The organism is Burkholderia crassaminum (genome assembly GCF_964265005.1).
GTDB lineage: Bacteria > Pseudomonadota > Gammaproteobacteria > Burkholderiales > Burkholderiaceae > Burkholderia.
The window spans coordinates 3249574-3270920 of the sequence record NZ_OZ183799.1 but is presented as its reverse complement, the minus strand read 5'-3'; the positions used below and the strand labels follow the sequence as shown (position 1 = coordinate 3270920).

Below are 21347 nucleotides of genomic sequence, written 5' to 3'. Positions count from 1 at the left end.
GGAGTTACATCCGGAAGTGTTCGCCGAGGTACACGCGGCGCACGCTTTCGTTTTCGATGATTTCGCTCGGCGCACCGGCGGCGAGCACCGAGCCGTCGCTGATGATGTAGGCGTGATCGCAGATGCCGAGCGTTTCGCGGACGTTGTGATCGGTAATCAGCACGCCGATGTTGCGCTGCTTCAGGAACTTGACGATCTTCTGGATCTCGAGCACCGCGATCGGGTCGACGCCGGCGAACGGTTCGTCGAGCAGGATGAAGTTCGGGTTGGTCGCGAGCGCGCGCGCGATTTCGACCCGACGCCGCTCGCCGCCCGACAGCGACAGTGCGGGGTTCTCGCGCAGGTGGCCGATCTGCAGCTCGTCGAGCAGCGCTTCGGTGCGCGACGAGATCGCGTCCTTCGACAGCCGCTTGCCGTCTTCGCCGTGCTGCAGCTCGAGCACCGCGCGGATGTTTTCCTCGACGGTCAGCTTGCGGAACACGGACGCTTCCTGCGGCAGGTACGACAGGCCGAGCGACGCGCGCTTGTGGATCGGCAGCAGGCTGATCGAGCTGCCGTTCAGCGAGATCTCGCCCGCGTCGAGCGGCACGAGGCCGACGATCATGTAGAACGACGTGGTCTTGCCGGCGCCGTTCGGGCCGAGCAGGCCGACGACTTCGCCGCTCTTCACGTCGAGCGACACGTCCTTGACGACCGTGCGCGTGCCGTAGCGCTTCTTCAGGTTTCGGACCACGAGCGAACTCGTGGTGCCGGCCGGCTGACGGTTCGGTAGCGCGTTCATTGGCCCGGCGCTCCCTGGATCGTGGTCGACGGCGACAGCTTCGCCGGCGCGCCGTTCAGCGGCGCGGGGCCGCCGTTCTTCGGCGACAGCATCGCGCGCACGCGGCCGTTCGGGTTGCCCGGTGCGGCGACGTCCTTGCCGCCCTTCGCGGTGTAGAAGTCGCGCTGGCCGTCGTACGTGATCACGCTGCCGTGCACGGTATCGGCGATAGTCGACGTGCCCTGCAGGCGGCGCACGGTCGCGGCGGTGGTCAGGGTGGTGAGATCCTGCTTGCCGTCGTAGTCGATGCGCTCGGCGTCGCCGTCGATGTATTCGTCGAGGCCTTCGCGCTTCTGGCGGAACGTCGCGTGCTTCTTGCCGCTGCCGAACGAAGTGGCGTACTGATAGCCTTCCGGGTCCTGGCGCACTTCGACGCGATCGCCCTTGATGATGATCGTGCCCTTCGTGATCACGACGTTGCCGGTCGCGACCGTGACCTGCTTCAGGTCGTCATAGGTCAGGTTGTCTGCCTCGACGTTGATCGGCTTGCTCTGGTCGGCCTTCTCGGCATGGGCGAGCGGCGCCAGCCCGACCAGCGGGAGCGCCACGAGCGTCGCGGCGAGCGCGGCGCGGACGGCGCGCGCAGCGCCGCCGGAAATCTGTCGAGGGAACGGTTCGTTCATGCAGTCACGTGAGGGATGCGTCACTTGGGTTGACCTTTCGAGCCGCCGGACGTGTCCGCGGCGGCGATCGTGCCGCGCACGTTGCCGTAAAGCTCGATGACCCGGGTGACGTTGTTGTACTTCATGCCGTCGGTCGCATTGACGAGCGACAGGCCGCGCTGAAGTTTAACCGGCTTTTCGGTCTGGATCACATCGTCATTGACGAAGATCCGGAAATGCTGGGAATCGGCCTGCATCTGCGGATCGCCGCCGCCGGCCGCACGGAGGATGCGCGCATTGTCGTACAAATCGACGATCGACACGTCGCCGTTGACGGTGCCGCGCTTCGCGGTGGTCGTCACGACGGGCTTGCCGGGCTGGAACGCGCGCATGGCCGGATCGGTCAGGTCGCTGTCTTCAGTGTCTTCGTAATGGATCAGCTTCGCGGCCGTCAGCCGGTACTGGGTCGAGCCGGACTGGTCGAGCTCGGTGACCGAGAAGTTGTCCGCGAAATAGTCGGGCGTGTGGCGCTTCGGTTGCACGGTGCCTTCGCCGGGCGGCGGCAGCGTGGCCTGCAGCAGCCACCACGTGATGCCCGCGAGCGCGGCGACCGCGACGAGCGGCAGCAGCTGGGTCCAGCGGAAATGCGTGTTCATCCGTCAGGCTCCGCAGGCGGCCGCGAGCAGCGCGTCGTAACGGCGCTGCGCGCGCAGGATCGCGTCGCAGACTTCGCGCACGGCGCCTTGGCCGCCGCGGGCCTCGGCCACCCAGTGCGCGCGGGCGATCACCTCGGGGTGCGCATTCGCGGGGGCCGTCGCGAAGCCGCAGCGCAGCATCACGGGCAGGTCGGGCCAGTCGTCGCCCATGTAGCCGCACTGGTCGGCGGTGAGGCCGAGCGATGCGATCAGGTCGGTGAATACGGTGAGCTTGTTCTCGACGCCCTGGAACAGGTGCGCGATCTTCATTTCCTTCGCGCGTGCCGCGACGATTTCCGAGCGGCGGCCCGTGATGATCGCGGTTGCGATGCCGGCTTCGCCGAGCAGCTTCACGCCGTGGCCGTCGAGCGAATTGAACGACTTCATCGTGTCACCGGCCGCTGTAAACAGCAGGCCGCCGTCGGTCAGCACGCCGTCGACGTCGAAAATCATCAGCTTCACGCGGCTCGCGCGTTCGGCCGCAGTCAGCGCTGCGCTCATCAGATCACCTTCTTCGAAAACAGGTCGTGCATGTTCAGCGCGCCGATCAGCGCGCCGTCGGCATCGACCACCAGCATCTGGTTGATCCGATAGCGCTCCATCAGTTCCACGGCCTCGACTGCCAGGTGATCCGGTGCGATCGTGCGCGGGTCGCGCGTCATCACGTCGGTGATCGACAGCGTGCGGAAGTCGTCGTCGCGCGCGAGCACGCGGCGCAGGTCGCCGTCCGTGAAGATGCCGACGACCTTGCCGCCGGCGTCGACCACGGCGGTCATGCCGAGGCGCTTCGCGGTGATCTGGAACAGCGCATCCGACAGCGTTGCGTCGAGCCCGACGGACGGGACGTCGTCGCCCGAGCGCATCACGTCGCGCACGTAGGTGAGCAGGCGCCGGCCGAGTGCGCCGCCCGGGTGCGAGCGCGCGAAATCTTCCGAACCGAAGCCGCGTGCATCGAGCACGGCAACGGCGAGCGCGTCGCCGAGCGCGAGCGCGGCGGTCGTGCTCGCGGTGGGCGCAAGGTTCAGCGGGCAGGCCTCTTTCGAGACCGCGGCGTTCAGGTTCACGTCGGCGAGCGTGCCGAGGCTCGACTCCGCGCGGCCCGTGATCGCGATCAGCTTCGCGCCGATCCGCTTCACGAGCGGCAGGATCGCGACGAGTTCTTCGGATTCGCCGGAATAGGAGATGCCGATGAAGACGTCGTCGGAGGTGACCATCCCGAGGTCGCCGTGGCTGGCCTCGGCGGGATGCACGAAGAAGGCCGGCGTGCCGGTGCTCGCCAGCGTTGCTGCGATCTTGCGGGCGATATGCCCCGATTTGCCGATTCCGGAAACCACCACGCGGCCGCGGCAGCCGAGCAGCAGCGCGACGGCCTGGACGAAGTCGCCGTCGAGCTGGTCGCGCAGCGCGCGCACGGCGTCCGCCTCGATGTCGAGCACGTCGCGGGCGAGCGCGAGCGCGCGGTTGTCATTGATTTTCGCTATCATGCGCGGAGTATAGCAAAGGCGTTTGTTCGCCGCGCCGGGCCTTCGGACTCGTCCGAAGTTGCCTATCCCACGCTACGCCACCGTGTCCGCTTTGCGGTGGCCCCGACGAACGAGGACGCTTTGCCCGTGATTTCCCCGCTCGAAATGACGCTCATGCTGCTGCTGGCTTCAGTGGTGGGCGTCGTCGTGTTCCGTTCGCTGAACCTCCCGCCGATGCTCGGCTACCTGACCGTCGGCATCCTGGTCGGCCCGCATGCGCTCGGGATCGCGGCGGATCTCGAACGCGCCGAGCACCTCGCGGAATTCGGCGTCGTGTTCCTGATGTTCTCGATCGGCCTCGAATTCTCCCTTGCGAAGCTGAGGTCGATGCAGCGGCTCGTGTTCGGGCTCGGGCTGCTGCAGGTGGTCGCGACGCTGGTGCTCGCGCTCGTGCTCGGCATACTGTTCGAGCACTGGGTGCACATCACGTGGCAGGGCAGCATCGCGCTCGGCGGCGCGCTCGCGATGTCGTCGACGGCGATCGTGTCGAAGATGCTCGCCGAGCGGCTCGAGATCGAGACCGAGCACGGCCGCAACATCTTCGGCGTGCTGCTGTTCCAGGATCTCGCGGTGGTGCCGCTGCTGATCGTGATCGCCGCGTTCGGCGCCGAATCGTCGAAGGACCTCGCGATCACGCTCGGCTTCGCGGCCGTGAAGATCGTGATCGCGCTCACGCTGCTGCTGGTCATCGGGCAGCGCTTCATGACGCGCTGGCTCAACGTCGTCGCGCGGCGCCGCTCGCAGGAGCTGTTCGTGCTGAACCTGCTGCTCGTCACGCTCGGCGCCGCGTTCATCACCGACAAGTTCGGCCTGTCGCTCGCGCTCGGCGCGTTCATCGCGGGGATGCTGATCTCCGAGACGCCGTTCCGCCACCAGGTGGAGGAGGACATCAAGCCGTTCCGCGACGTGCTGCTCGGCCTGTTCTTCGTGACGACCGGGATGCTGCTCGATCCGCGCGTGATCTGGGAGCATCCGTTGCTCGTGCTCGGCTTCTTCGTCGGCCAGGTGCTGTTCAAGGCCACGATGATCACCGGGCTCGCGCGGCTGTTCGGCGCGACGCCGGGTGTCGCGATGCGCACCGGCATCGGGCTCGCGCAGGCCGGCGAATTCGGCTTCGTGCTGCTGAACCTGATCCTCGACCGGCACCTCGTCGATTCGACGCTGCTGCAGGCGATCCTCGCGTCGATGCTGCTGTCGATGCTCGCCGCGCCGTTCCTGATCCAGAACGCCGACCGGATCGTGATGCGGCTGTCGTCGACGGAATGGATGCAGCAGTCGCTGCAGATGACGCGGATCGCGACGCAAAGCCTCAAGCAGCGCGGCCACGTGATCATCTGCGGCTACGGCCGCGCGGGCCAGAACCTGGCGCGGATGCTCGAACAGGAAGGCATTTCGTACGTCGCGCTCGACCTCGACCCCGATCGCGTGAGTGCGGCCGCGGCGGCCGGCGAATCGGTCGTGTTCGGCGACGCGGCGCGCCGCGAGTCGCTGCTCGCGGCCGGTATCCACCGCGCGGCGGCTGTGGCGATCACCTATGCGAACACGCCGTCCGCGCTGCGCGTGCTGCATCACGTACACGAACTCGAGCCGACGCTGCCCGCGATCGTGCGCACCGTCGACGATGCCGATCTCGAAAAACTGCTCGCGGCCGGCGCGACCGAGGTGATCCCGGAGATCGTCGAGGGCAGCCTGATGCTTGCGTCGCACACGCTGGTGCTGGTGGGCGTACCGATGCGCAAGGTCGTGCGGCGCGTCGAGGAAATGCGCGACGCGCGCTACAGCTTGCTGCGCGGCTATTTCCGCGGCGCGGACGACACGGACGACGACGACCACGAGCAGGTGCGGCTACAATCGGTGCCGGTCGATGCGCGCGCGGACGCGGTCGGGCGTTCGCTGGAAGAACTCGGGCTGTATGCACTCGGGCTCGAAGTCACGGCGATCCGCCGGCACGGCATCCGCGGCGTCGAACCCGATCCGCAGACCAAGCTGCGCGCGAGCGACATCGTCGTGCTGCGCGGGCTGCCCGAGGCGCTCGCGCTCGCGGAGGAGCGGTTGTCGCGCCATCGGCGCGATCCGCCTGCCGCGGCTGCCTGAGCCGGGCTTGGATTGATAACCTGACCCGTATTTATTCGAAACGGTGCCCGATCTTCGCGCACCGTTTTTTTCGGAGAGTTTCATGCCGCATTCGTCGTCGGGCGCACCGCTCGATCCGGTCGCCTTCATCCACAGCCAGATCCGCACGGTGCCCGACTGGCCGCAGCCGGGCGTGATGTTCCGCGACATTACGACGCTGCTGCAGAGCCCGAAGGCGCTGCGCATCCTCGTCGACCTGTTCGTCGAGCGCTATGTCGATGCGAAGCTCGACTATGTCGCGGGCCTCGACGCGCGCGGCTTCATCATCGCGCCGATCGTCGCGTACGAGCTGAGCGTCGGCTTCGTGCCGATCCGCAAGGTGGGCAAGCTGCCGTACAAGACGCGCTCGGAATCGTACGACCTCGAATACGGCAGCGCGACGGTCGAGATCCATGAAGATGCGTGCCGCCCCGGCGACCGCGTGATCATCATGGACGACCTGATCGCGACCGGCGGCACGATGATGGCGGGGCGCAACCTGCTGCAGCGGCTCGGCGCGGAGGTCGTCGAAGGTGCGGCGATCATCGACCTGCCCGATCTCGGCGGCTCGGCGCTGCTGCGCAATGCGGGATTGCCGGTCTACACCGTCACCGAATTCGCCGGCCACTGAACGCCGGCCCGCCTGAATCCACGTTACACAGCGAGGTCACGATGCCCAACTTCATGCTGTTTCTCGCCACGTCGATCGCGATCACGTTCGCGCCGGGTCCCGACAACCTGCAGGTGCTCGCACGCGGCATCTCGCAGGGCCGCGCGGCCGGTTTCGTCGCCGCGCTCGGCTTCACCGCCGGGATCCTGTTCCACACGACGCTCGCGGCGCTCGGCGTCGCGGCCGTGCTGCGTTCGTCGCCGGTCGCGTTCGAGATCCTGAAGCTCGCGGGCGCCGCGTACCTCGTGTGGATCGGCATCAAGGCGCTGCGCAGCCAGGGCCTCGCGAATGCGCATGAGCGTCCGCCGCAGCCGCTCGGCACGATCTTCCGGCAGAGCGTGGTCGGCAACCTGATGAACCCGAAGGTCACGCTGTTCTTCGTCGTGTTCCTGCCGCAGTTCGTCGATCCGCACGGCGGCCAGAGCGTGACGCTGCAGATGTTTGAACTCGGCGCGCTGTTCATGCTGCAGACGGCCGCGGTCTTTTCGCTGTTCGGCGTCGGCGCGGGCATGATCGGCGCGTGGCTCAAGCGCCGCCCGAAGGCCGGCGTGTGGCTCGACCGGATCGCCGGTGTGACGTTCATCGCGATCGGCATCCGCGTGGCGCTGAAGGACTGATGGCGATGACGTTTCCGTGCATTGCGGCCGCGCGCCGTTTCGATCCGGCCGCGCACCTGCGTTTCGAGATTGCCGGCCAGGCGGTCGGCTGGGTGCGCCGCCAGGACGTCGCGATGCTCGCCCGCTGGCCCGACGTGTTCGAGTTGACCGATGAGCGCGTCGTGCTGTCGGCGCGCTACGACTCGGTCGACGCGCGCAGCATGGCACTGGCGAGCGCGATCGGCGCGCTCGCGGCCGAAGGCGCGATTCCCGGCTGGCGCGACGAGATCTACGCGATCCGCAACCGCTTCGACGATCCGCCGCTCGCGTACATCGAGCGCGCCGCGTCGCGCTTCTTTGGCACGCAGACTTACGCGGTGCATCTGAACGGCATCGTAGAATATGCGGTTGCGCCGGGCGAGCCGCCCGCCGCGGCCGCCCCGCAGATGTGGCTCGGCCGCCGCAGCGAGACCAAGGCAACCGACCCCGGCATGCTCGACAACGTCGTCGCGGGCGGGATCGGCTGGGGCCTGGGCGTTCACGAGACGCTCGCGAAGGAGTGCTGGGAAGAAGCCGGCATTCCCGCCGAACTGGCCGCGCGCGCGATCGCGGGCCGCGCGGTGCAGGTACTGTGCTCGCTGCCGGAAGGCACGCAGTCCGAACTGATCTTCGTGTACGACCTGCCGCTGCCGCGCGACTTCGCGCCGCGCAACCAGGACGGCGAAGTGGCCGAGCACCTGCTGGCCGGCGTGCCCGAGGTGATCGGTTGGCTGCGCGCCGGCCGCGCGACGATGGATGCGAGCCTCGCGACGCTCGATACGCTGCTGCGCCACCGCTGGATCCCGGCGGCCGACGCGGCCGGCATCGACGCACTGTTCGCACCGGCCGCGTGACGCGTGCCGCGCATGCAGTCCGGCGGCGCGAACGGGCAATTTGACGAATACGGAAACAAAGGGAGTAGCGGTCATGCCGACCGATCACAGCTTTATCTTGAAACTGTCGTGCCCCGACCGGCACGGCATCGTCCATGCGGTCTCGGGCTTCCTGTTCGAGCGCAGCAACAACATCCTCGATTCGGCGCAGTTCGGCGACAGCCGCACCAGCGAGTTCTTCATGCGCGTGCACTTCGAGCAGGACGGTGGCGGTGCGGATGCCGCGACGGCGCTCGACACGCTTCGCAAGGAATTTGCCCCGCTCGCCGAGCAGTTCTCGATGCGCTGGGAACTGCATGACGCGGCCGTGAAGCCGCGCGTCGTGATCATGGTGTCGAAGATCGGCCACTGCCTGAACGACCTGCTGTTCCGCTATCGCACCGGCCAGCTGCCGATCGAGATCCCGGCGATCGTGTCGAACCACAAGGAGTTCTACCAGCTCGCCGCGAGCTACAACATCCCGTTCCATCACTTCCCGCTGATCGGCGGTTCGACCGATGCCGCGAAGGCCGCGCAGGAAGCGCGCGTGCTGGAAGTGATCGACGAGCACCAGGCCGATCTCGTCGTGCTCGCGCGCTACATGCAGATCCTGTCGCCGAACATGTGCGAGCAGCTCACCGGGCGCGCGATCAACATCCACCATTCGTTCCTGCCGAGCTTCAAGGGCGCGAAGCCCTACTACCAGGCGTTCGACCGCGGCGTGAAGCTGATCGGTGCGACCGCGCACTATGTGACGACCGATCTCGACGAAGGCCCGATCATCGAGCAGGAAGTCGAGCGCGTCGATCACAGCATGACGCCCGACCAACTGACCGCGATCGGCCGCGACGTCGAATGCGTGACGCTTGCGCGTGCGGTGAAGTGGCACGTCGAGCACCGGATCGTGCTGAACGGGACGAAGACGGTCGTGTTCCGCTGATTCGTCCGCGGGGCACGGCGATCCGGCCGCCGGACGGCCGGCCCCCGGATCGCCGGCCGCCGGATCGCCGGCCGCCGGATGGCCGGCCCCCACAAACAAAAACGCCGCGCCCTTCACGGGACGCGGCGTTTTTTTCGCTTTCGACGCGCGGGCTGCTTCAGATCAGCCGCAGCAGGTACAACTCGCGCTTCAGGTACGCATAGAAGATCGGCGCGGCGATCACGCCCGGCAGCCCGAACGCGGCTTCCATGATCAGCATCGCGAGCAGCAGCTCCCACGCGCGCGACTCGATCTGGCCGCCGATGATCTTCGCGTTCAGGAAGTATTCGAGCTTGTGGATGATCACGAGGAACGCAAGCGACGCGATCGCGGTGCCCATGCTGACCGACAGCGACACGGCGACGATCAGCGTGTTCGAAATCAGGTTGCCGATCACGGGCAGCAGGCCGACGATGAACGTGACGAGCACGAGCGTTTTCGACAGCGGCAGCCGCTGGTGGAAGATCGGCAGTGCGACGAGCAGGTAGATGCCCGTGAACGCGGCGTTGATCGCCGAGATCTTGATCTGCGCGAACACGATCCGGCGGAATGCGTCGGCGAAGCGCGACACGCGCGTGACGAGCGCGGTCGACAGCGGCCGGCGCACCTTGCCGTGCTCGACGCCGATCGCGATCATCGCGCCGATGATCATCCCGAACAGCACGTGGCCGAAGCCGCGCGCGACGCTCTTGCCGCTTTGCTGGAGCTGGTCCATGTGCGAGTGCATCAGCACGGCGGCCTTCGTCTTCATCTGCTCGACGTCGACGGGCAGCAGGTTCGCGATCCAGGCCGGCGTGCGTGCGCGGGTCCGCTCGACGATCTGCATCAGCTGGTCGAGCAGGCTTTGCAGGTTCGGTACAGTGCGTTCGAAGTGTTCGATGATGCCGATCGTCAGGCCTGTCAGCCCGCCGACGATCACGATGGCCAGCAGCACGACGGCGACCCAGCGCGCGCGCATGCTCGTGGTGTGACGCTCGATCACGGGGGCGATCGTGTGGATCAGCTGGTAGACCAGCAGGCCGGCCAGCAGCCCGCCGAGCAGCTTGAGCTCGATCACGAGCCACATGGCGACGATCGCAAACACATAGCTGCCGATCTCGAGTGCCGACAGCTTCGGCAGGCTGAAGTCGCTCGTCAGCCGCACACTGCGCAGGTGCGGTTCGCGATTCTGCGCATCGCGAGACGAGTCTGGTTGCTTCTCCATCGTGGATTCCTGTCGTTCGTGTGTCATGCCGCGGAATGCGCGGCAGAGCCGTGTTCGCCCGACACCGCACCGGATTGGTGCGTACGGCGAACCTTACGACCGTAAAGTATAGCCGCCATTATGGTCCGCAACGGGGCCGTTTGGCGCATGGTGTAAACGCAGAAGGGAAAACGAGAGGAGGCCGGTTGCGCGGTGCAAAGGGACGCGCGCGGCCGGGCGGCCGCGCGCGGGAGGGGAGGGACGGCGGAAGCGTCAGCCCGCCGCGACCTTGCGGGTCGCGCGCTTGAGCAGCGGCGCGAGGTACTTGCCGGTAAAGCTCGCCTTCGTCTTCGCGACCTGCTCGGGCGTGCCCTGCGCGATGATCTGGCCGCCGCCGGCGCCGCCTTCGGGGCCGAGGTCGATCACCCAGTCGGCCGTCTTGATCACGTCGAGGTTGTGCTCGATGATCACGACGGTGTTGCCCTGGTCGCGCAGCCGGTGGATCACTTCCAGCAGCAGCGCGATATCGTGGAAGTGCAGGCCGGTGGTCGGCTCGTCGAGGATGTACAGCGTACGGCCGGTGTCGCGCTTGGAGAGTTCGAGCGACAGCTTCACGCGCTGTGCCTCGCCGCCCGACAGCGTCGTGGCCGACTGGCCGAGGCGGATGTAGCCGAGGCCGACGTCGAGCAGCGTCTTCAGCTTGCGCGCAATGACCGGCACCGCGCTGAAGAACGCGTACGCGTGCTCGACGGTCATGTCGAGCACTTCGCTGATGTTCTTGCCCTTGTACTGCACTTCGAGCGTTTCGCGGTTGTAGCGCTTGCCGTGGCACACGTCGCACGGCACGTAGACGTCCGGCAGGAAGTGCATCTCGACCTTCAGCACGCCGTCGCCCTGGCACGATTCGCAGCGGCCGCCCTTCACGTTGAACGAGAAGCGGCCCGGATCGTAGCCGCGCTCCTTCGACGTCGGCACGCCCGAGAACAGTTCTCGGATCGGCGTGAACAGGCCCGTGTAGGTGGCCGGGTTCGAGCGCGGCGTGCGGCCGATCGGCGACTGGTCGACGTTGATCACCTTGTCGAAGTGCTCGAGGCCCTCGATCGCCTCGTGCGGCGCCGGCTCGGCCGACGAGCCGTACAGGTGGCGCGCGACCGCGTGATACAGCGTGTCGTTGATCAGCGTCGACTTGCCGGAGCCCGATACGCCGGTGATGCAGGTAAGGAGGCCGACCGGCAGTTCGAGATCGACGTGCTTCAGGTTGTTGCCGTACGCGTCGACAATGCGCAGCATCCGCTCGGGATCGGGCGCGAGCCGTTCGTCCGGATACTCGATCGTGCGCTTGCCGAGCAGGTACTGGCCGGTGAGCGACTGCGGGTTCGACTGCACCTGCTTGGGCGTGCCTTCGGCCACCACCACGCCGCCGTGCTCGCCGGCGCCCGGGCCCATGTCGACGACGTAGTCGGCCGTACGGATCATGTCCTCGTCGTGCTCGACGACGATCACCGAATTGCCGAGGTCGCGCAGGTGCTTGAGCGTCGAGATCAGGCGATCGTTGTCGCGCTGGTGCAGGCCGATCGACGGCTCGTCGAGCACGTACATCACACCCGTGAGGCCCGAGCCGATCTGCGACGCGAGCCGGATGCGCTGCGCCTCGCCGCCCGACAAGGTTTCCGCGCTGCGCTCGAGCGACAGGTAGTCGAGGCCGACGTTGTTCAGGAACGTCAGGCGCGCGACGATTTCCTTGATCACCTTGTCGGCGATCTCGCGCTTCGCGCCTTCGAGCGACAGGCCGTCGAAATAGCCGAGCGCGTCGCGCAGCGGCCAGCCGCTGATTTCATAGATGCCGCGCGCGTAATCGCCCGTGCCGATGCGCACGTGGCGCGCCTCGCGGCGCAGGCGCGTGCCTTCGCACGACGGGCACGGCTGGTTGTTCTGGTACTTCGACAGCTCTTCGCGCACCGCGACCGAATCGGTCTCGCGGTAGCGGCGCTCGAGGTTCGGGATGATCCCCTCGAACACGTGCTCGCGGATCGTCGTGCGGCCGCGCTCGTTGATGTACGAGAACGGGATCGTCTGCTTGCCCGAGCCGAACAGCAGCACCTTGCGGATCTTTTCCGGCAGGTCCTCGAATGCGGCGTCGATGTCGAATTCGTAGAACGCCGCGAGACTCTGCAGCATCTGGAAGTAGAACTGGTTGCGGCGGTCCCAGCCTTTCACGGCGCCGGCGGCGAGCGACAGCGACGGGTGCGCGACGACCCGCTTCGGGTCGAAGAACGTGATCTGGCCGAGGCCGTCGCATTCCGGGCACGCGCCCATCGGGTTGTTGAACGAGAACAGGCGCGGCTCGAGTTCCTGCAGCGAGTACGAGCAGATCGGGCACGCGAACTTCGAGCTGAACAGGTGCTCGTGGTCGGTATCCATCTCGAGCGCGATCGCGCGACCGTCGGCGAGGCGCAGCGCCGTCTCGAACGATTCGGCGAGGCGCTGCTTCATGTCCGGGCGCACCTTCAGGCGGTCGACGACGACGTCGATCGTGTGCTTGTCGTTCTTCTTCAGCTTCGGCAGCGACTCGACCTCGTAGATCTTCGCGACGCCTTCGTTCGCGGTGCCGCCGCCCGAGCGCACGCGAAAGCGCACGAAACCCTGCGCCTGCATGTCCTCGAACAGCTCGGCGTGTTCGCCCTTGCGGTTCGCGACGACGGGCGCGAGGATCATCAGCTTGGTTTCCTCGGGCAGCGCGAGCGCCGCGTCGACCATCTGCGACACGCTCTGCGCTTCCAGCGGGATGTCGTGGTCGGGGCAGTACGGCGTGCCGACACGTGCGTACAAAAGTCGCAGGTAGTCGTGGATTTCCGTGACCGTGCCGACGGTCGAACGCGGGTTGTGGGACGTCGCCTTCTGCTCGATCGAGATCGCGGGCGACAGACCCTCGATCAGATCGACGTCGGGTTTCTCCATCAACTGCAGGAACTGGCGGGCATATGCGGACAGGCTTTCGACGTAGCGGCGCTGACCCTCGGCATAAAGGGTATCGAACGCGAGCGACGACTTGCCCGACCCGGACAACCCGGTAATCACGACCAGCTTGTGGCGCGGCAGGTCGAGATTGACGTTTTTCAGGTTGTGGGTGCGTGCCCCACGGATACGGATCTGTTCCATGAACCTGGCGAAAATGGAGGGAACCAAACCTGCTACTATAACGGCTTTTCGAGGCCGTCGTTTGGGGCCCCCAGCCTTAGCAGCAGGTGGCAGCAGGGCGGCGCCTGCGCCGGGAATGCGGCCGCGCCGCGCGGTTCCGGGTGGCCTGCGGGCTGCCTGAATCCTGCCCCGACGTGTCGCCCGCCAAGCCTCCCGGGCCGCTGGTCCTGATCTTCCGCCGCCCGGTGTCGGGCGGACATTCCGATCATTCGAAATTCATTCCCGATGTCCAATCCGTCTGCCACGTCTTCCCGCATGACCGCGCCCGAATTGCGCGCGACCACGTCGCTCGCGGCGATCTTCGCGCTGCGCATGCTCGGCCTGTTCATGATCATGCCGGTGTTCTCGGTCTACGCGAAAACCATCCCGGGCGGCGACAACGTGCTGCTCGTCGGCCTCGCGCTCGGGGCCTACGGCGTCACGCAGTCGCTGTTCTACATCTTCTACGGCTGGGCGTCCGACAAGTTCGGCCGCAAGCCGGTGATCGCCACGGGCCTCGTGATCTTCGCGATCGGCAGCTTCGTCGCCGCGTCCGCGCACGACATCACGTGGATCATCGTCGGCCGCGTGATCCAGGGGATGGGCGCGGTGTCGTCCGCGGTGCTGGCGTTCATCGCCGACCTGACCTCCGAGCAAAACCGCACGAAGGCGATGGCGATGGTCGGCGGCTCGATCGGCGTGTCGTTCGCGGTCGCGATCGTCGGTGCACCGATCGTGTTCCACTGGGTCGGGATGAGCGGGCTGTTCGCGATCGTCGGCGTGCTGTCGATCCTCGCGATCGGCGTCGTGCTGTGGATCGTGCCCGACGCGGCGAAGCCCGTACACGTGCCCGCGCCGTTCGCCGAGGTGCTGCACAACGTCGAGCTGCTGCGCCTGAACTTCGGCGTGCTGGTGCTGCACGCGACGCAGACGGCGCTGTTCCTCGTCGTGCCGCGCCTGCTTGTCGACGGCGGCCTGCCGGTCGCCGCGCACTGGAAGGTCTACCTGCCGGTGATGGGGCTCGCGTTCGTGATGATGGTCCCGGCGATCATCGTCGCGGAAAAACGGGGCAAGATGAAGCCGGTGCTGCTCGGCGGCATTCTGGCTATCCTGATCGGCCAATTGCTGCTGGGCAGCGCGCCGCATACCATCCTGATTGTGGCTGCGGTTCTTTTCGTCTACTTCCTCGGTTTCAACATCCTGGAAGCGTCGCAGCCGTCGCTCGTGTCGAAGCTCGCGCCCGGTTCGCGCAAGGGCGCGGCCACGGGTGTCTACAACACCACGCAGTCGATCGGGCTCGCGCTCGGCGGCATCGTGGGCGGCTGGCTGCTGAAGCACGGGGGCGCCAACACGGTGTTCTACACGTGCTCGGGGCTCGTTGCCGCGTGGCTTATAATCGCGGCCAGCATGAAAGCGCCGCCGCGCAAGGCCTGAACTCACTTCGGGCAGGCACCGGCGGCGTTCGCCGGCTTGCCCGGCGGGCCGTCCCGGCAATATGCGCCGGCGGCCCGGCATCGAATTTACTGGAGAAACACATGGCATCCGTCAACAAGGTCATCCTCGTCGGCAATCTCGGCGCCGATCCTGAAGTCCGTTACCTGCCGAGCGGCGACGCGGTTGCGAACATCCGTCTCGCGACGACCGACCGCTACAAGGACAAGGCAAGCGGCGATTTCAAGGAAATGACCGAGTGGCACCGCGTCGCGTTCTTCGGCCGTCTGGCTGAAATCGTCAGCGAATACCTGAAGAAGGGTTCGTCGGTCTATATCGAAGGCCGCATCCGTACGCGCAAGTGGCAGGGCCAGGACGGCCAGGATCGTTACTCGACCGAAATCGTCGCCGACCAGATGCAGATGCTCGGCGGTCGCGGTGCGGGCGGCGGCGGTGGTGGTGGTGGTGACGAAGGCGGTTACGGCGGCGGCTATGGTGGTGGTGGCGGCGGTGGTCGCGGCGAGCAGATGGAGCGCGGCGGTGGCGGCGGTGGCCGTGCCGGCGGCGCGGCGCGTGGCGGTGCAGGCGGCGGCGCGCAGAGCCGTCCGAGCGCACCGGCAGGCGGCGGCTTCGACGAGATGGACGACGATATCCCGTTCTGATCGGCAAATCGGTACCCTGCATCGCGATGGGCCCGAATGTCCGAGTCAAGCCGGTTGCTTGGCCCGGGTCTTCGGGCCTTCTTTCGTTTACGTCGATGTTCCTTGCGCGCCAGGCAAAACGTGGCTGACGAACTTCCCGACCTCATCGCAGAACATCTCGACGTGCTGTTCTGCGGGATCAACCCCGGCCTGACCGCGGCGGCGACCGGGCATCACTTCGCCGGGAGAAACAACCGCTTCTGGCGCGTGATCCATCTCGCGGGCTTCACGCCGGCGGAAATTTCCCCGCAGGACGATCGCGCGATACTCCGCCATGGCTGCGGCCTGACGGCGGTGGTGAAGCGGCCGACCGCGAGTGCCGATCAGCTTTCGCGCGCGGAATTCATTGCCGCGGCCGCGGAGTTCGACCAAAAGGTGGCGCGTTATGGGCCACGCTTCGTCGCTTTTCTCGGCAAGGCGGCGTACTCGGCGCTTTCCGGTCAGCGAGAAGTCCGGTGGGGGTTGCAACCGGCCCGCATGCAGGGGGCGAGCGTCTGGGTGCTGCCCAATCCCAGCGGGAGAAATCTCGCGTTCGGCCTCGACGATCTGGTCGACGCGTACCGTCAGCTGCGCCTGCACACGAAGGCCGTTTCCAGTCTTCAACCGGAGAGACGGGATGCGGCGCAGTAAAACCGCGCTTCCGTGGCCCGGCACCGTGCTGCCCCGCGCGTTCTTCGACCGCTTGGCCACCGACGTCGCGCCGCAACTGCTCAACAAGATCCTCGCGACCGCGGACGGCCGGGCAGGGCGGATCGTCGAAGTGGAAGCCTATGCCGGTGCGATCGACCCGGCCGCGCGTACCTATCGCGGCAAGACGCCGCGCAATGCGACGATGTTCGGGCCGCCGGGGCACCTGTACGTCTATTTCACCTACGGCATGCACTGGTGCTGCAACTGCGTGTGTGGCCCGGATGGCACGGGAACGGGGGTGCTGATCCGTGCGCTCGAACCGCTGCACGGGCTCGAACGGATGCGCGCGGTACGGCCGCCGCAGACGCGCGATCGCGACCTGTGCCGGGGGCCGGCGCGGCTGACCCAGGCGATGGGGATCGGCGGGGCGCAGGATGGCGTCGACCTGATCGGCGCGCACGAAGGATTCGCGATCGTCGACGACGGCGTCGCGCCGCCGGCCGGTCTGGCGGGCGGGCCGCGCATCGGCATTCGCGTCGGCACGGATCTGCCGTGGCGGTGGAGCGTGCCGGGCAACCGGTATGTATCGGGGCCGGTGTCGCGCCGCTGATATGCACCGTGCCCGGTCGCACACAATTCGACCTGCGTCACGCGGTCGCCACAATTGACCGGCTAAGCTGCTCCTTTCGACGTTTTCGATCGAGGAGACACCATGCGGCGGGTCGTATTCAACCAGAAGGGCGGCGTGGGCAAATCGACGATCGTCTGCAACCTGGCGGCGATCAGCGCAAGCGAAGGGCTGCGCACGCTCGTCATCGACCTCGATGCGCAGGCGAACTCCACGCGCTACCTGCTCGGCGACGCCGCGCCCGACGCGCAGCCGGGTGTCGCCGATTTCTTCGAAACCGCCCTGACGTTCAACTTCCGTCCGGTCGACGTCGCGTCGTTCATCCATCCGACCCCGTTCGAAGGGCTCGACGTGATGCCCGCGCATCCGGATCTCGACACGCTGCACGGCAAGCTCGAATCGCGTTACAAGATCTACAAGCTGCGCGACGCACTGAACGAGCTCGACACGTACGACGCCGTGTACATCGACACGCCGCCCGCGCTGAATTTCTATACGCGCTCGGCGCTGATCGCGGTCGAGCGCTGCCTGATCCCGTTCGACTGCGACGATTTCTCGCGCCGCGCGCTGTACACGCTGCTCGAGAACGTGAAGGAAATCCAGCAGGACCACAACGCGGCGCTCGAGGTGGAAGGGATCGTGATCAACCAGTTCCAGCCGCGAGCGAGCCTGCCGCAGCGGCTGGTCGACGAACTCGTCGAAGAAGGGTTGCCGGTGCTCGCGTCGCGGCTGTCGGCATCGGTGAAGATCCGCGAGTCGCATCAGCAGTCCAAGCCGGTGATCCATCTGGAACCCGGGCACAAGCTCGCGCAGGAGTTCCTCGCACTGCATCGCGAACTGGCCGGTTGATCCCGCGCCTGCCCGACGAAACGGCCGCATCATGCGGCCATTTTTTATTTCGACCCGCAATTCATCCGATCATTGATTCCATCATTAATAATCCCGGAAACGATTTCATAATAAATCCAGAAAAAACGATTACATGGATGACCGCTCCATTTTCAATGTGCCCCGGTTTTCTAATAAACGGAATAATGGATTGGTAAATGTTGCGTGAGGTCATCATCCGCTATCCTGTAAAAAGGTAAAAATACATTGCGGGACAGAGCGACATGCGGCCTCGTCTGCGATGTCGGCGCAACAAGGGCTCCAGCGGTTGTCATGGATCAAGATAAGGGTTTACACCTACTATTAATGCCATTTAATTGACAATTAATCGATCTAGAATGGGCTCCTTCATCTTCCCGTTCTCAAATAAGTAGCGGGTTGTCAATAAGGAAGTCTGCTGTTGTTCCGGCTTCCAATTTTCCTTACGTCGTCTCTCGCATTGCTAACAGGAGCGTGCCCGATGTCCGTATTTGCCCCCGAAAAACTCAACGCCGATTATCAGTCCGGTATCGCCGCGTGGTTTGCGATCGCCCGTCCGGCGATCCAAGGTTTCGAGGCTGTCGTCGAACTCAACCTGCAAGCGGCCCGGACGGCGCTCGAGGAATACGAGGACAAGCTGAAGAACGCGTTCAACAGCAGCAACCCGGCCGCGGGTTTCGCGCAGCAGGTCGCCGCGCCGCAGGAAGCGGCCGGCAAGGCCGTCTCGTACGGCCGTCATCTGTTCGACATCGCCGTGTCGACGCAGTCCGAATGGGCGAAGGTCGCGCAAGCGCAATACGAACAGAACGACAAGCGCCTGAAAGACGTGCTGGGCGAACTGTCGAAGCACGCACCGGCCGGCTCGGCGCCGGTGGTGGCCGCGCTGAACTCGGCGCTGTCCGCGGCGACCGCCGCGGCCGACTCCGTGCGCGCAGCGACGGGGCAGGCGATCGAAGCCGCACAGAGCGGTTTCGATGCGGTCAGCGAAACGGCAACGCGTGGTGCGAAGCAAACGGCTGCCGCCGCGCGCAAGGACACCGCGGCCGCACGCGAATCGGCTGCGTAACCCGCGTAGCCGCGCAAGCACGTGTCGCGCACCGGCGCGACACGATTGATCGGCGCCGGATGGCGCCGGACGCCGCGTGTGCCGCGCGGTGTCCGGCGCACGTCCGGTTTGCCGCAAGGCGCCGGTGACCCGGCGAGCCGTACTGGTGCGCCGCCCGTGCGAACGGGTGCTGTCCGCCGTACGCAGGCATGCGACCGCTATCGCGCCGGATGGCCCGAGGAGCGCGATCGCCAGCCGAGACCGGCTCGCGCCGGCGTCAGAACGACGAACTGATTTCGATGCAGGAACTGGACATGACGGATGTAGTGATCGTATCGGCCGCGCGTACCGCGGTCGGCAAATTCGGCGGTTCGCTTGCGAAGATTGCGGCGCCGGAGCTGGGCGCGACGGTGATCCGCGCGGTGCTGGAGCGTGCGGGCGTGAAGCCCGAGCAGGTCAGCGAAGTGATCATGGGCCAGGTGCTGACGGCCGGTTCCGGGCAGAACCCGGCGCGGCAGTCGCTGATCAAGGCCGGGCTGCCGGTGGCAGTGCCGGGGATGACGATCAACAAGGTGTGCGGCTCGGGCCTGAAGGCCGTGATGCTGGCGGCGAACGCGATCGTCGCGGGCGACGCGGAGATTGTGATCGCGGGCGGCCAGGAGAACATGAGCGCATCGCCGCACGTGCTGCCGGGCTCGCGTGATGGTTTCCGGATGGGTGATGCGAAGCTGGTCGACACGATGATCGTCGACGGCCTGTGGGACGTGTACAACCAGTACCACATGGGCATCACGGCGGAGAACGTCGCGAAGGAATACGGGATCACGCGCGAAGAGCAGGACGCATTCGCGGCGCTGTCGCAGAACAAGGCGGAAGCCGCGCAGAAGGCCGGCCGCTTCAACGACGAGATCGTGCCGGTGTCGATCCCGCAACGCAAGGGCGAGCCGCTGCAGTTCGCGACTGACGAGTTCGTGCGTCACGGCGTGACGGCGGAATCGCTGGCGGGGCTGAAGCCGGCGTTCTCGAAGGACGGCTCGGTGACGGCGGCAAACGCGTCGGGGCTGAACGACGGCGCGGCGGCGGTGCTGGTGATGTCGGCGCAGAAGGCGGCGGCGCTGGGTCTGACGCCGCTGGCGCGGATCAAGGCGTACGCGAACGCGGGCGTGGATCCGAGCGTGATGGGGATGGGCCCGGTGCCGGCATCGCGCCGGTGCCTGGAGCGCGCGGGCTGGACGCCGGGCGATCTGGACCTGATGGAGATCAACGAGGCGTTCGCGGCGCAGGCGCTGGCGGTGCACAAGCAGATGGGCTGGGACACGTCGAAGGTGAACGTGAACGGCGGGGCGATCGCGATCGGTCATCCGATCGGCGCGTCGGGCTGCCGGATCCTGGTGACGCTGCTGCACGAGATGGCCAAGCGCGACGCGAAGCGCGGGCTGGCATCGCTGTGCATCGGCGGCGGGATGGGCGTCGCGCTCGCGGTCGAGCGCGCCTGAGCGGGGTCTGACGATTCGTCCCACGTGCGGCGCCGGCCGGCGCCGCGCGTGGGTGAAGCGGTTTTCGCGCACGACAAGCAGTCAAGAACAAGCGCGAGGTGCCGGTGCGTGCTGCGTCCGCGACGCGGGCGGCTGCGCATCGAAGCGGTGGGGCGGCAGCATGTGTGATGCCGTCGCCCCGCCTTCATCGATTACTTTTTTGTCGGTAATTTATAGGATGACTAAGCGAATTGCAGTTGTGACTGGTGGAATGGGCGGCCTCGGCGAAGCGGTCAGCATCAGGTTGAACGACGCGGGCCACCGGGTAGTCGTCACGTATTCGCCGAACAACACCGGCGCGGACCGCTGGCTGACCGAGATGCATGCGGCCGGCCGCGAGTTCCACGCGTATCCGGTGGACGTGGCCGATCACGATTCGTGCCAGCAATGCATCGAGAAGATCGCCCGGGATGTCGGCCCGGTCGACATTCTCGTGAACAACGCGGGCATCACGCGCGACATGACGCTGCGCAAGCTCGACAAGGTCAACTGGGATGCGGTGATCCGCACGAACCTCGATTCCGTGTTCAACATGACGAAGCCGGTCTGCGAAAGCATGATCGAGCGCGGCTGGGGCCGCATCGTCAACATCTCGTCGGTGAACGGCTCGAAGGGTTCGGTCGGCCAGACCAACTACGCGGCCGCGAAGGCCGGCATGCACGGCTTCACGAAATCGCTCGCGCTCGAGATCGCGCGCAAGGGCGTGACGGTGAACACGGTGTCGCCGGGCTACCTCGCGACGAAGATGGTCACGGCGATCCCGCAGGACATCCTCGACTCGAAGATCCTCCCGCAGATTCCGGCGGGCCGACTCGGCAAGCCCGAGGAAGTCGCGGCGCTGGTGGCGTACCTGTGCTCGGAGGAGGCCGGCTTCGTGACGGGTTCCAACATCGCGATCAACGGCGGGCAGCACATGCACTGACGCGCGGCGGCCCGGATGGTGTGCGCGCACGTGCCGGGCCGTGATTCGCTGGTTCCAAGTGCCGCAGCGGCGCAGGTGTGCCGATGCGGCCCCGCATTCCGGAGAAGGCATGAGCGACACCTGGATGGGACTCGCGATCGGCGGCGCGGCACTGGCCGTCGCGCTGACGATGGCGATCTCGCTCTACTGGCTCGAGCGGCGCCGTGCGCGGCTGCTGCGGAACTTCGATCATCGCGATTGCTGGCTCGTCGCGTACGGCAAGTGCTTCGCGCGCGTGCGGGCAAGGCCGGCACGCCGCATGCGCGGCGCGCGTTGACGGC

At 66.5% G+C, this 21347-nt stretch carries 21 protein-coding genes; 14 read left to right on the top strand and 7 right to left on the bottom strand.

All coding sequences use genetic code 11. The features are described from left to right. Positions 1-4 precede the first annotated feature (4 nt). Genes lptB through kdsD form a run of 5 tightly spaced genes read right to left on the bottom strand, consistent with a single transcriptional unit; the run spans position 5 to position 3601 of the window. Positions 5-781 carry an LPS export ABC transporter ATP-binding protein gene (gene lptB, locus ACPTTF_RS15170; protein ID WP_166965036.1) on the bottom strand — a complete coding sequence of 259 codons (777 nt, stop codon included), beginning with the start codon at positions 779-781 and terminating at the stop codon, positions 5-7. Further along, positions 778-1443, bottom strand: a complete 666-nt coding sequence (gene lptA, locus ACPTTF_RS15165; protein ID WP_166965034.1) for a lipopolysaccharide transport periplasmic protein LptA — start codon at positions 1441-1443, stop codon at positions 778-780. Before lptA ends, lptB begins: the two co-directional genes overlap by 4 nt. 20 nt (positions 1444-1463) lie before the next feature. Continuing rightward, the gene (gene lptC, locus ACPTTF_RS15160) at positions 1464-2078 is read right to left on the bottom strand and encodes an LPS export ABC transporter periplasmic protein LptC (RefSeq protein WP_166965032.1); all 615 of its coding nucleotides are present in this window, start codon (positions 2076-2078) and stop codon (positions 1464-1466) included. Between the two features lie 3 nt (positions 2079-2081). After that, the gene (locus ACPTTF_RS15155) at positions 2082-2618 is read right to left on the bottom strand and encodes a KdsC family phosphatase (protein WP_011353221.1); all 537 of its coding nucleotides are present in this window, start codon (positions 2616-2618) and stop codon (positions 2082-2084) included. Continuing rightward, positions 2618-3601, bottom strand: a complete 984-nt coding sequence (kdsD, locus tag ACPTTF_RS15150; RefSeq protein WP_166965030.1) for an arabinose 5-phosphate isomerase KdsD — start codon at positions 3599-3601, stop codon at positions 2618-2620. Before kdsD ends, ACPTTF_RS15155 begins: the two co-directional genes overlap by 1 nt. A 126-nt stretch (positions 3602-3727) precedes the next feature. Between kdsD and ACPTTF_RS15145 the strand changes: the two genes are divergently transcribed. The 5 genes from ACPTTF_RS15145 to purU all read left to right on the top strand — a co-directional run bounded on the left by ACPTTF_RS15145 (position 3728) and on the right by purU (position 8869). Further along, positions 3728-5734, top strand: coding sequence for a cation:proton antiporter (locus ACPTTF_RS15145; protein ID WP_423371620.1), 2007 nt, complete (start codon positions 3728-3730; stop codon positions 5732-5734). A gap of 82 nt (positions 5735-5816) precedes the next feature. After that, the gene (locus tag ACPTTF_RS15140; RefSeq protein ID WP_011353218.1) at positions 5817-6383 is read left to right on the top strand and encodes an adenine phosphoribosyltransferase; all 567 of its coding nucleotides are present in this window, start codon (positions 5817-5819) and stop codon (positions 6381-6383) included. A gap of 41 nt (positions 6384-6424) precedes the next feature. Further along, positions 6425-7039: a LysE family translocator gene (locus ACPTTF_RS15135; RefSeq protein ID WP_166965026.1), complete on the top strand. Its 615-nt coding sequence runs from the start codon at positions 6425-6427 to the stop codon at positions 7037-7039. A gap of 5 nt (positions 7040-7044) precedes the next feature. Then, positions 7045-7911 (top strand): NUDIX hydrolase, encoded by an 867-nt coding sequence (locus ACPTTF_RS15130; protein ID WP_166965024.1) that lies wholly within the window; start codon positions 7045-7047, stop codon positions 7909-7911. 73 nt (positions 7912-7984) lie between these two features. Beyond that, a complete protein-coding gene (gene purU, locus ACPTTF_RS15125; protein WP_166965022.1) occupies positions 7985-8869 on the top strand; it encodes a formyltetrahydrofolate deformylase in 885 nt (294 codons plus the stop codon). A 157-nt stretch (positions 8870-9026) separates the two neighbouring features. On the opposite strand, the gene ACPTTF_RS15120 is transcribed toward purU, so the two are convergent. After that, positions 9027-10112, bottom strand: coding sequence for an AI-2E family transporter (locus ACPTTF_RS15120; protein ID WP_423371619.1), 1086 nt, complete (start codon positions 10110-10112; stop codon positions 9027-9029). 252 nt (positions 10113-10364) lie between these two features. Further along, positions 10365-13250 carry an excinuclease ABC subunit UvrA gene (gene uvrA / locus ACPTTF_RS15115; protein WP_166965018.1) on the bottom strand — a complete coding sequence of 962 codons (2886 nt, stop codon included), beginning with the start codon at positions 13248-13250 and terminating at the stop codon, positions 10365-10367. A 264-nt stretch (positions 13251-13514) separates the two neighbouring features. Between uvrA and ACPTTF_RS15110 the strand changes: the two genes are divergently transcribed. The 9 genes from ACPTTF_RS15110 to ACPTTF_RS15070 all read left to right on the top strand — a co-directional run bounded on the left by ACPTTF_RS15110 (position 13515) and on the right by ACPTTF_RS15070 (position 21343). After that, entirely contained in the window at positions 13515-14702 is a 1188-nt protein-coding gene (locus tag ACPTTF_RS15110) for an MFS transporter (RefSeq protein ID WP_166965016.1), read from the top strand. 101 nt (positions 14703-14803) lie between these two features. Continuing rightward, on the top strand, positions 14804-15361 hold the full coding sequence (locus tag ACPTTF_RS15105; protein WP_059233184.1) for a single-stranded DNA-binding protein: 558 nt from the start codon (positions 14804-14806) through the stop codon (positions 15359-15361). Positions 15362-15481: 120 nt separating this feature from the next. Further along, complete coding sequence (gene mug / locus ACPTTF_RS15100) at positions 15482-16030, top strand: G/U mismatch-specific DNA glycosylase (RefSeq protein ID WP_423371618.1); 549 nt, start codon at positions 15482-15484, stop codon at positions 16028-16030. Continuing rightward, entirely contained in the window at positions 16017-16640 is a 624-nt protein-coding gene (locus ACPTTF_RS15095) for a DNA-3-methyladenine glycosylase (RefSeq protein WP_423371617.1), read from the top strand. The genes mug and ACPTTF_RS15095 overlap by 14 nt, the downstream gene beginning before the upstream one ends. Positions 16641-16742: 102 nt before the next feature. Continuing rightward, the gene (locus tag ACPTTF_RS15090; RefSeq protein ID WP_423371616.1) at positions 16743-17507 is read left to right on the top strand and encodes a ParA family protein; all 765 of its coding nucleotides are present in this window, start codon (positions 16743-16745) and stop codon (positions 17505-17507) included. A gap of 499 nt (positions 17508-18006) precedes the next feature. Next, positions 18007-18591, top strand: coding sequence for a TIGR01841 family phasin (gene phaP / locus ACPTTF_RS15085; protein ID WP_166965006.1), 585 nt, complete (start codon positions 18007-18009; stop codon positions 18589-18591). Positions 18592-18884: 293 nt separating this feature from the next. Beyond that, a complete protein-coding gene (locus ACPTTF_RS15080; RefSeq protein WP_423371615.1) occupies positions 18885-20066 on the top strand; it encodes an acetyl-CoA C-acetyltransferase in 1182 nt (393 codons plus the stop codon). Between the two features lie 217 nt (positions 20067-20283). After that, positions 20284-21027 carry an acetoacetyl-CoA reductase gene (gene phbB, locus ACPTTF_RS15075; RefSeq protein ID WP_166963646.1) on the top strand — a complete coding sequence of 248 codons (744 nt, stop codon included), beginning with the start codon at positions 20284-20286 and terminating at the stop codon, positions 21025-21027. Between the two features lie 109 nt (positions 21028-21136). Further along, entirely contained in the window at positions 21137-21343 is a 207-nt protein-coding gene (locus tag ACPTTF_RS15070; RefSeq protein WP_166963644.1) for a hypothetical protein, read from the top strand. The last annotated feature ends 4 nt before the right edge of the window (positions 21344-21347 follow it).

Coding starts and splice junctions, on each gene's coding strand:
- ACPTTF_RS15155 (WP_011353221.1), bottom strand. CDS start 2,618: ATGAGCGCAGCGCTGACTGCGGCCGAACGCGCGAGCCGCGTGAAGCTG.
- ACPTTF_RS15120 (WP_423371619.1), bottom strand. CDS start 10,112: ATGGAGAAGCAACCAGACTCGTCTCGCGATGCGCAGAATCGCGAACCG.
- kdsD (WP_166965030.1), bottom strand. CDS start 3,601: ATGATAGCGAAAATCAATGACAACCGCGCGCTCGCGCTCGCCCGCGAC.
- ACPTTF_RS15080 (WP_423371615.1), top strand. CDS start 18,885: ATGACGGATGTAGTGATCGTATCGGCCGCGCGTACCGCGGTCGGCAAA.
- ACPTTF_RS15130 (WP_166965024.1), top strand. CDS start 7,045: ATGACGTTTCCGTGCATTGCGGCCGCGCGCCGTTTCGATCCGGCCGCG.
- purU (WP_166965022.1), top strand. CDS start 7,985: ATGCCGACCGATCACAGCTTTATCTTGAAACTGTCGTGCCCCGACCGG.
- lptC (WP_166965032.1), bottom strand. CDS start 2,078: ATGAACACGCATTTCCGCTGGACCCAGCTGCTGCCGCTCGTCGCGGTC.
- ACPTTF_RS15070 (WP_166963644.1), top strand. CDS start 21,137: ATGAGCGACACCTGGATGGGACTCGCGATCGGCGGCGCGGCACTGGCC.
- phaP (WP_166965006.1), top strand. CDS start 18,007: ATGTCCGTATTTGCCCCCGAAAAACTCAACGCCGATTATCAGTCCGGT.
- ACPTTF_RS15095 (WP_423371617.1), top strand. CDS start 16,017: ATGCGGCGCAGTAAAACCGCGCTTCCGTGGCCCGGCACCGTGCTGCCC.
- lptA (WP_166965034.1), bottom strand. CDS start 1,443: ATGAACGAACCGTTCCCTCGACAGATTTCCGGCGGCGCTGCGCGCGCC.
- lptB (WP_166965036.1), bottom strand. CDS start 781: ATGAACGCGCTACCGAACCGTCAGCCGGCCGGCACCACGAGTTCGCTC.
- ACPTTF_RS15135 (WP_166965026.1), top strand. CDS start 6,425: ATGCCCAACTTCATGCTGTTTCTCGCCACGTCGATCGCGATCACGTTC.
- uvrA (WP_166965018.1), bottom strand. CDS start 13,250: ATGGAACAGATCCGTATCCGTGGGGCACGCACCCACAACCTGAAAAAC.
- ACPTTF_RS15105 (WP_059233184.1), top strand. CDS start 14,804: ATGGCATCCGTCAACAAGGTCATCCTCGTCGGCAATCTCGGCGCCGAT.
- phbB (WP_166963646.1), top strand. CDS start 20,284: ATGACTAAGCGAATTGCAGTTGTGACTGGTGGAATGGGCGGCCTCGGC.
- ACPTTF_RS15140 (WP_011353218.1), top strand. CDS start 5,817: ATGCCGCATTCGTCGTCGGGCGCACCGCTCGATCCGGTCGCCTTCATC.
- ACPTTF_RS15090 (WP_423371616.1), top strand. CDS start 16,743: ATGCGGCGGGTCGTATTCAACCAGAAGGGCGGCGTGGGCAAATCGACG.
- ACPTTF_RS15110 (WP_166965016.1), top strand. CDS start 13,515: ATGTCCAATCCGTCTGCCACGTCTTCCCGCATGACCGCGCCCGAATTG.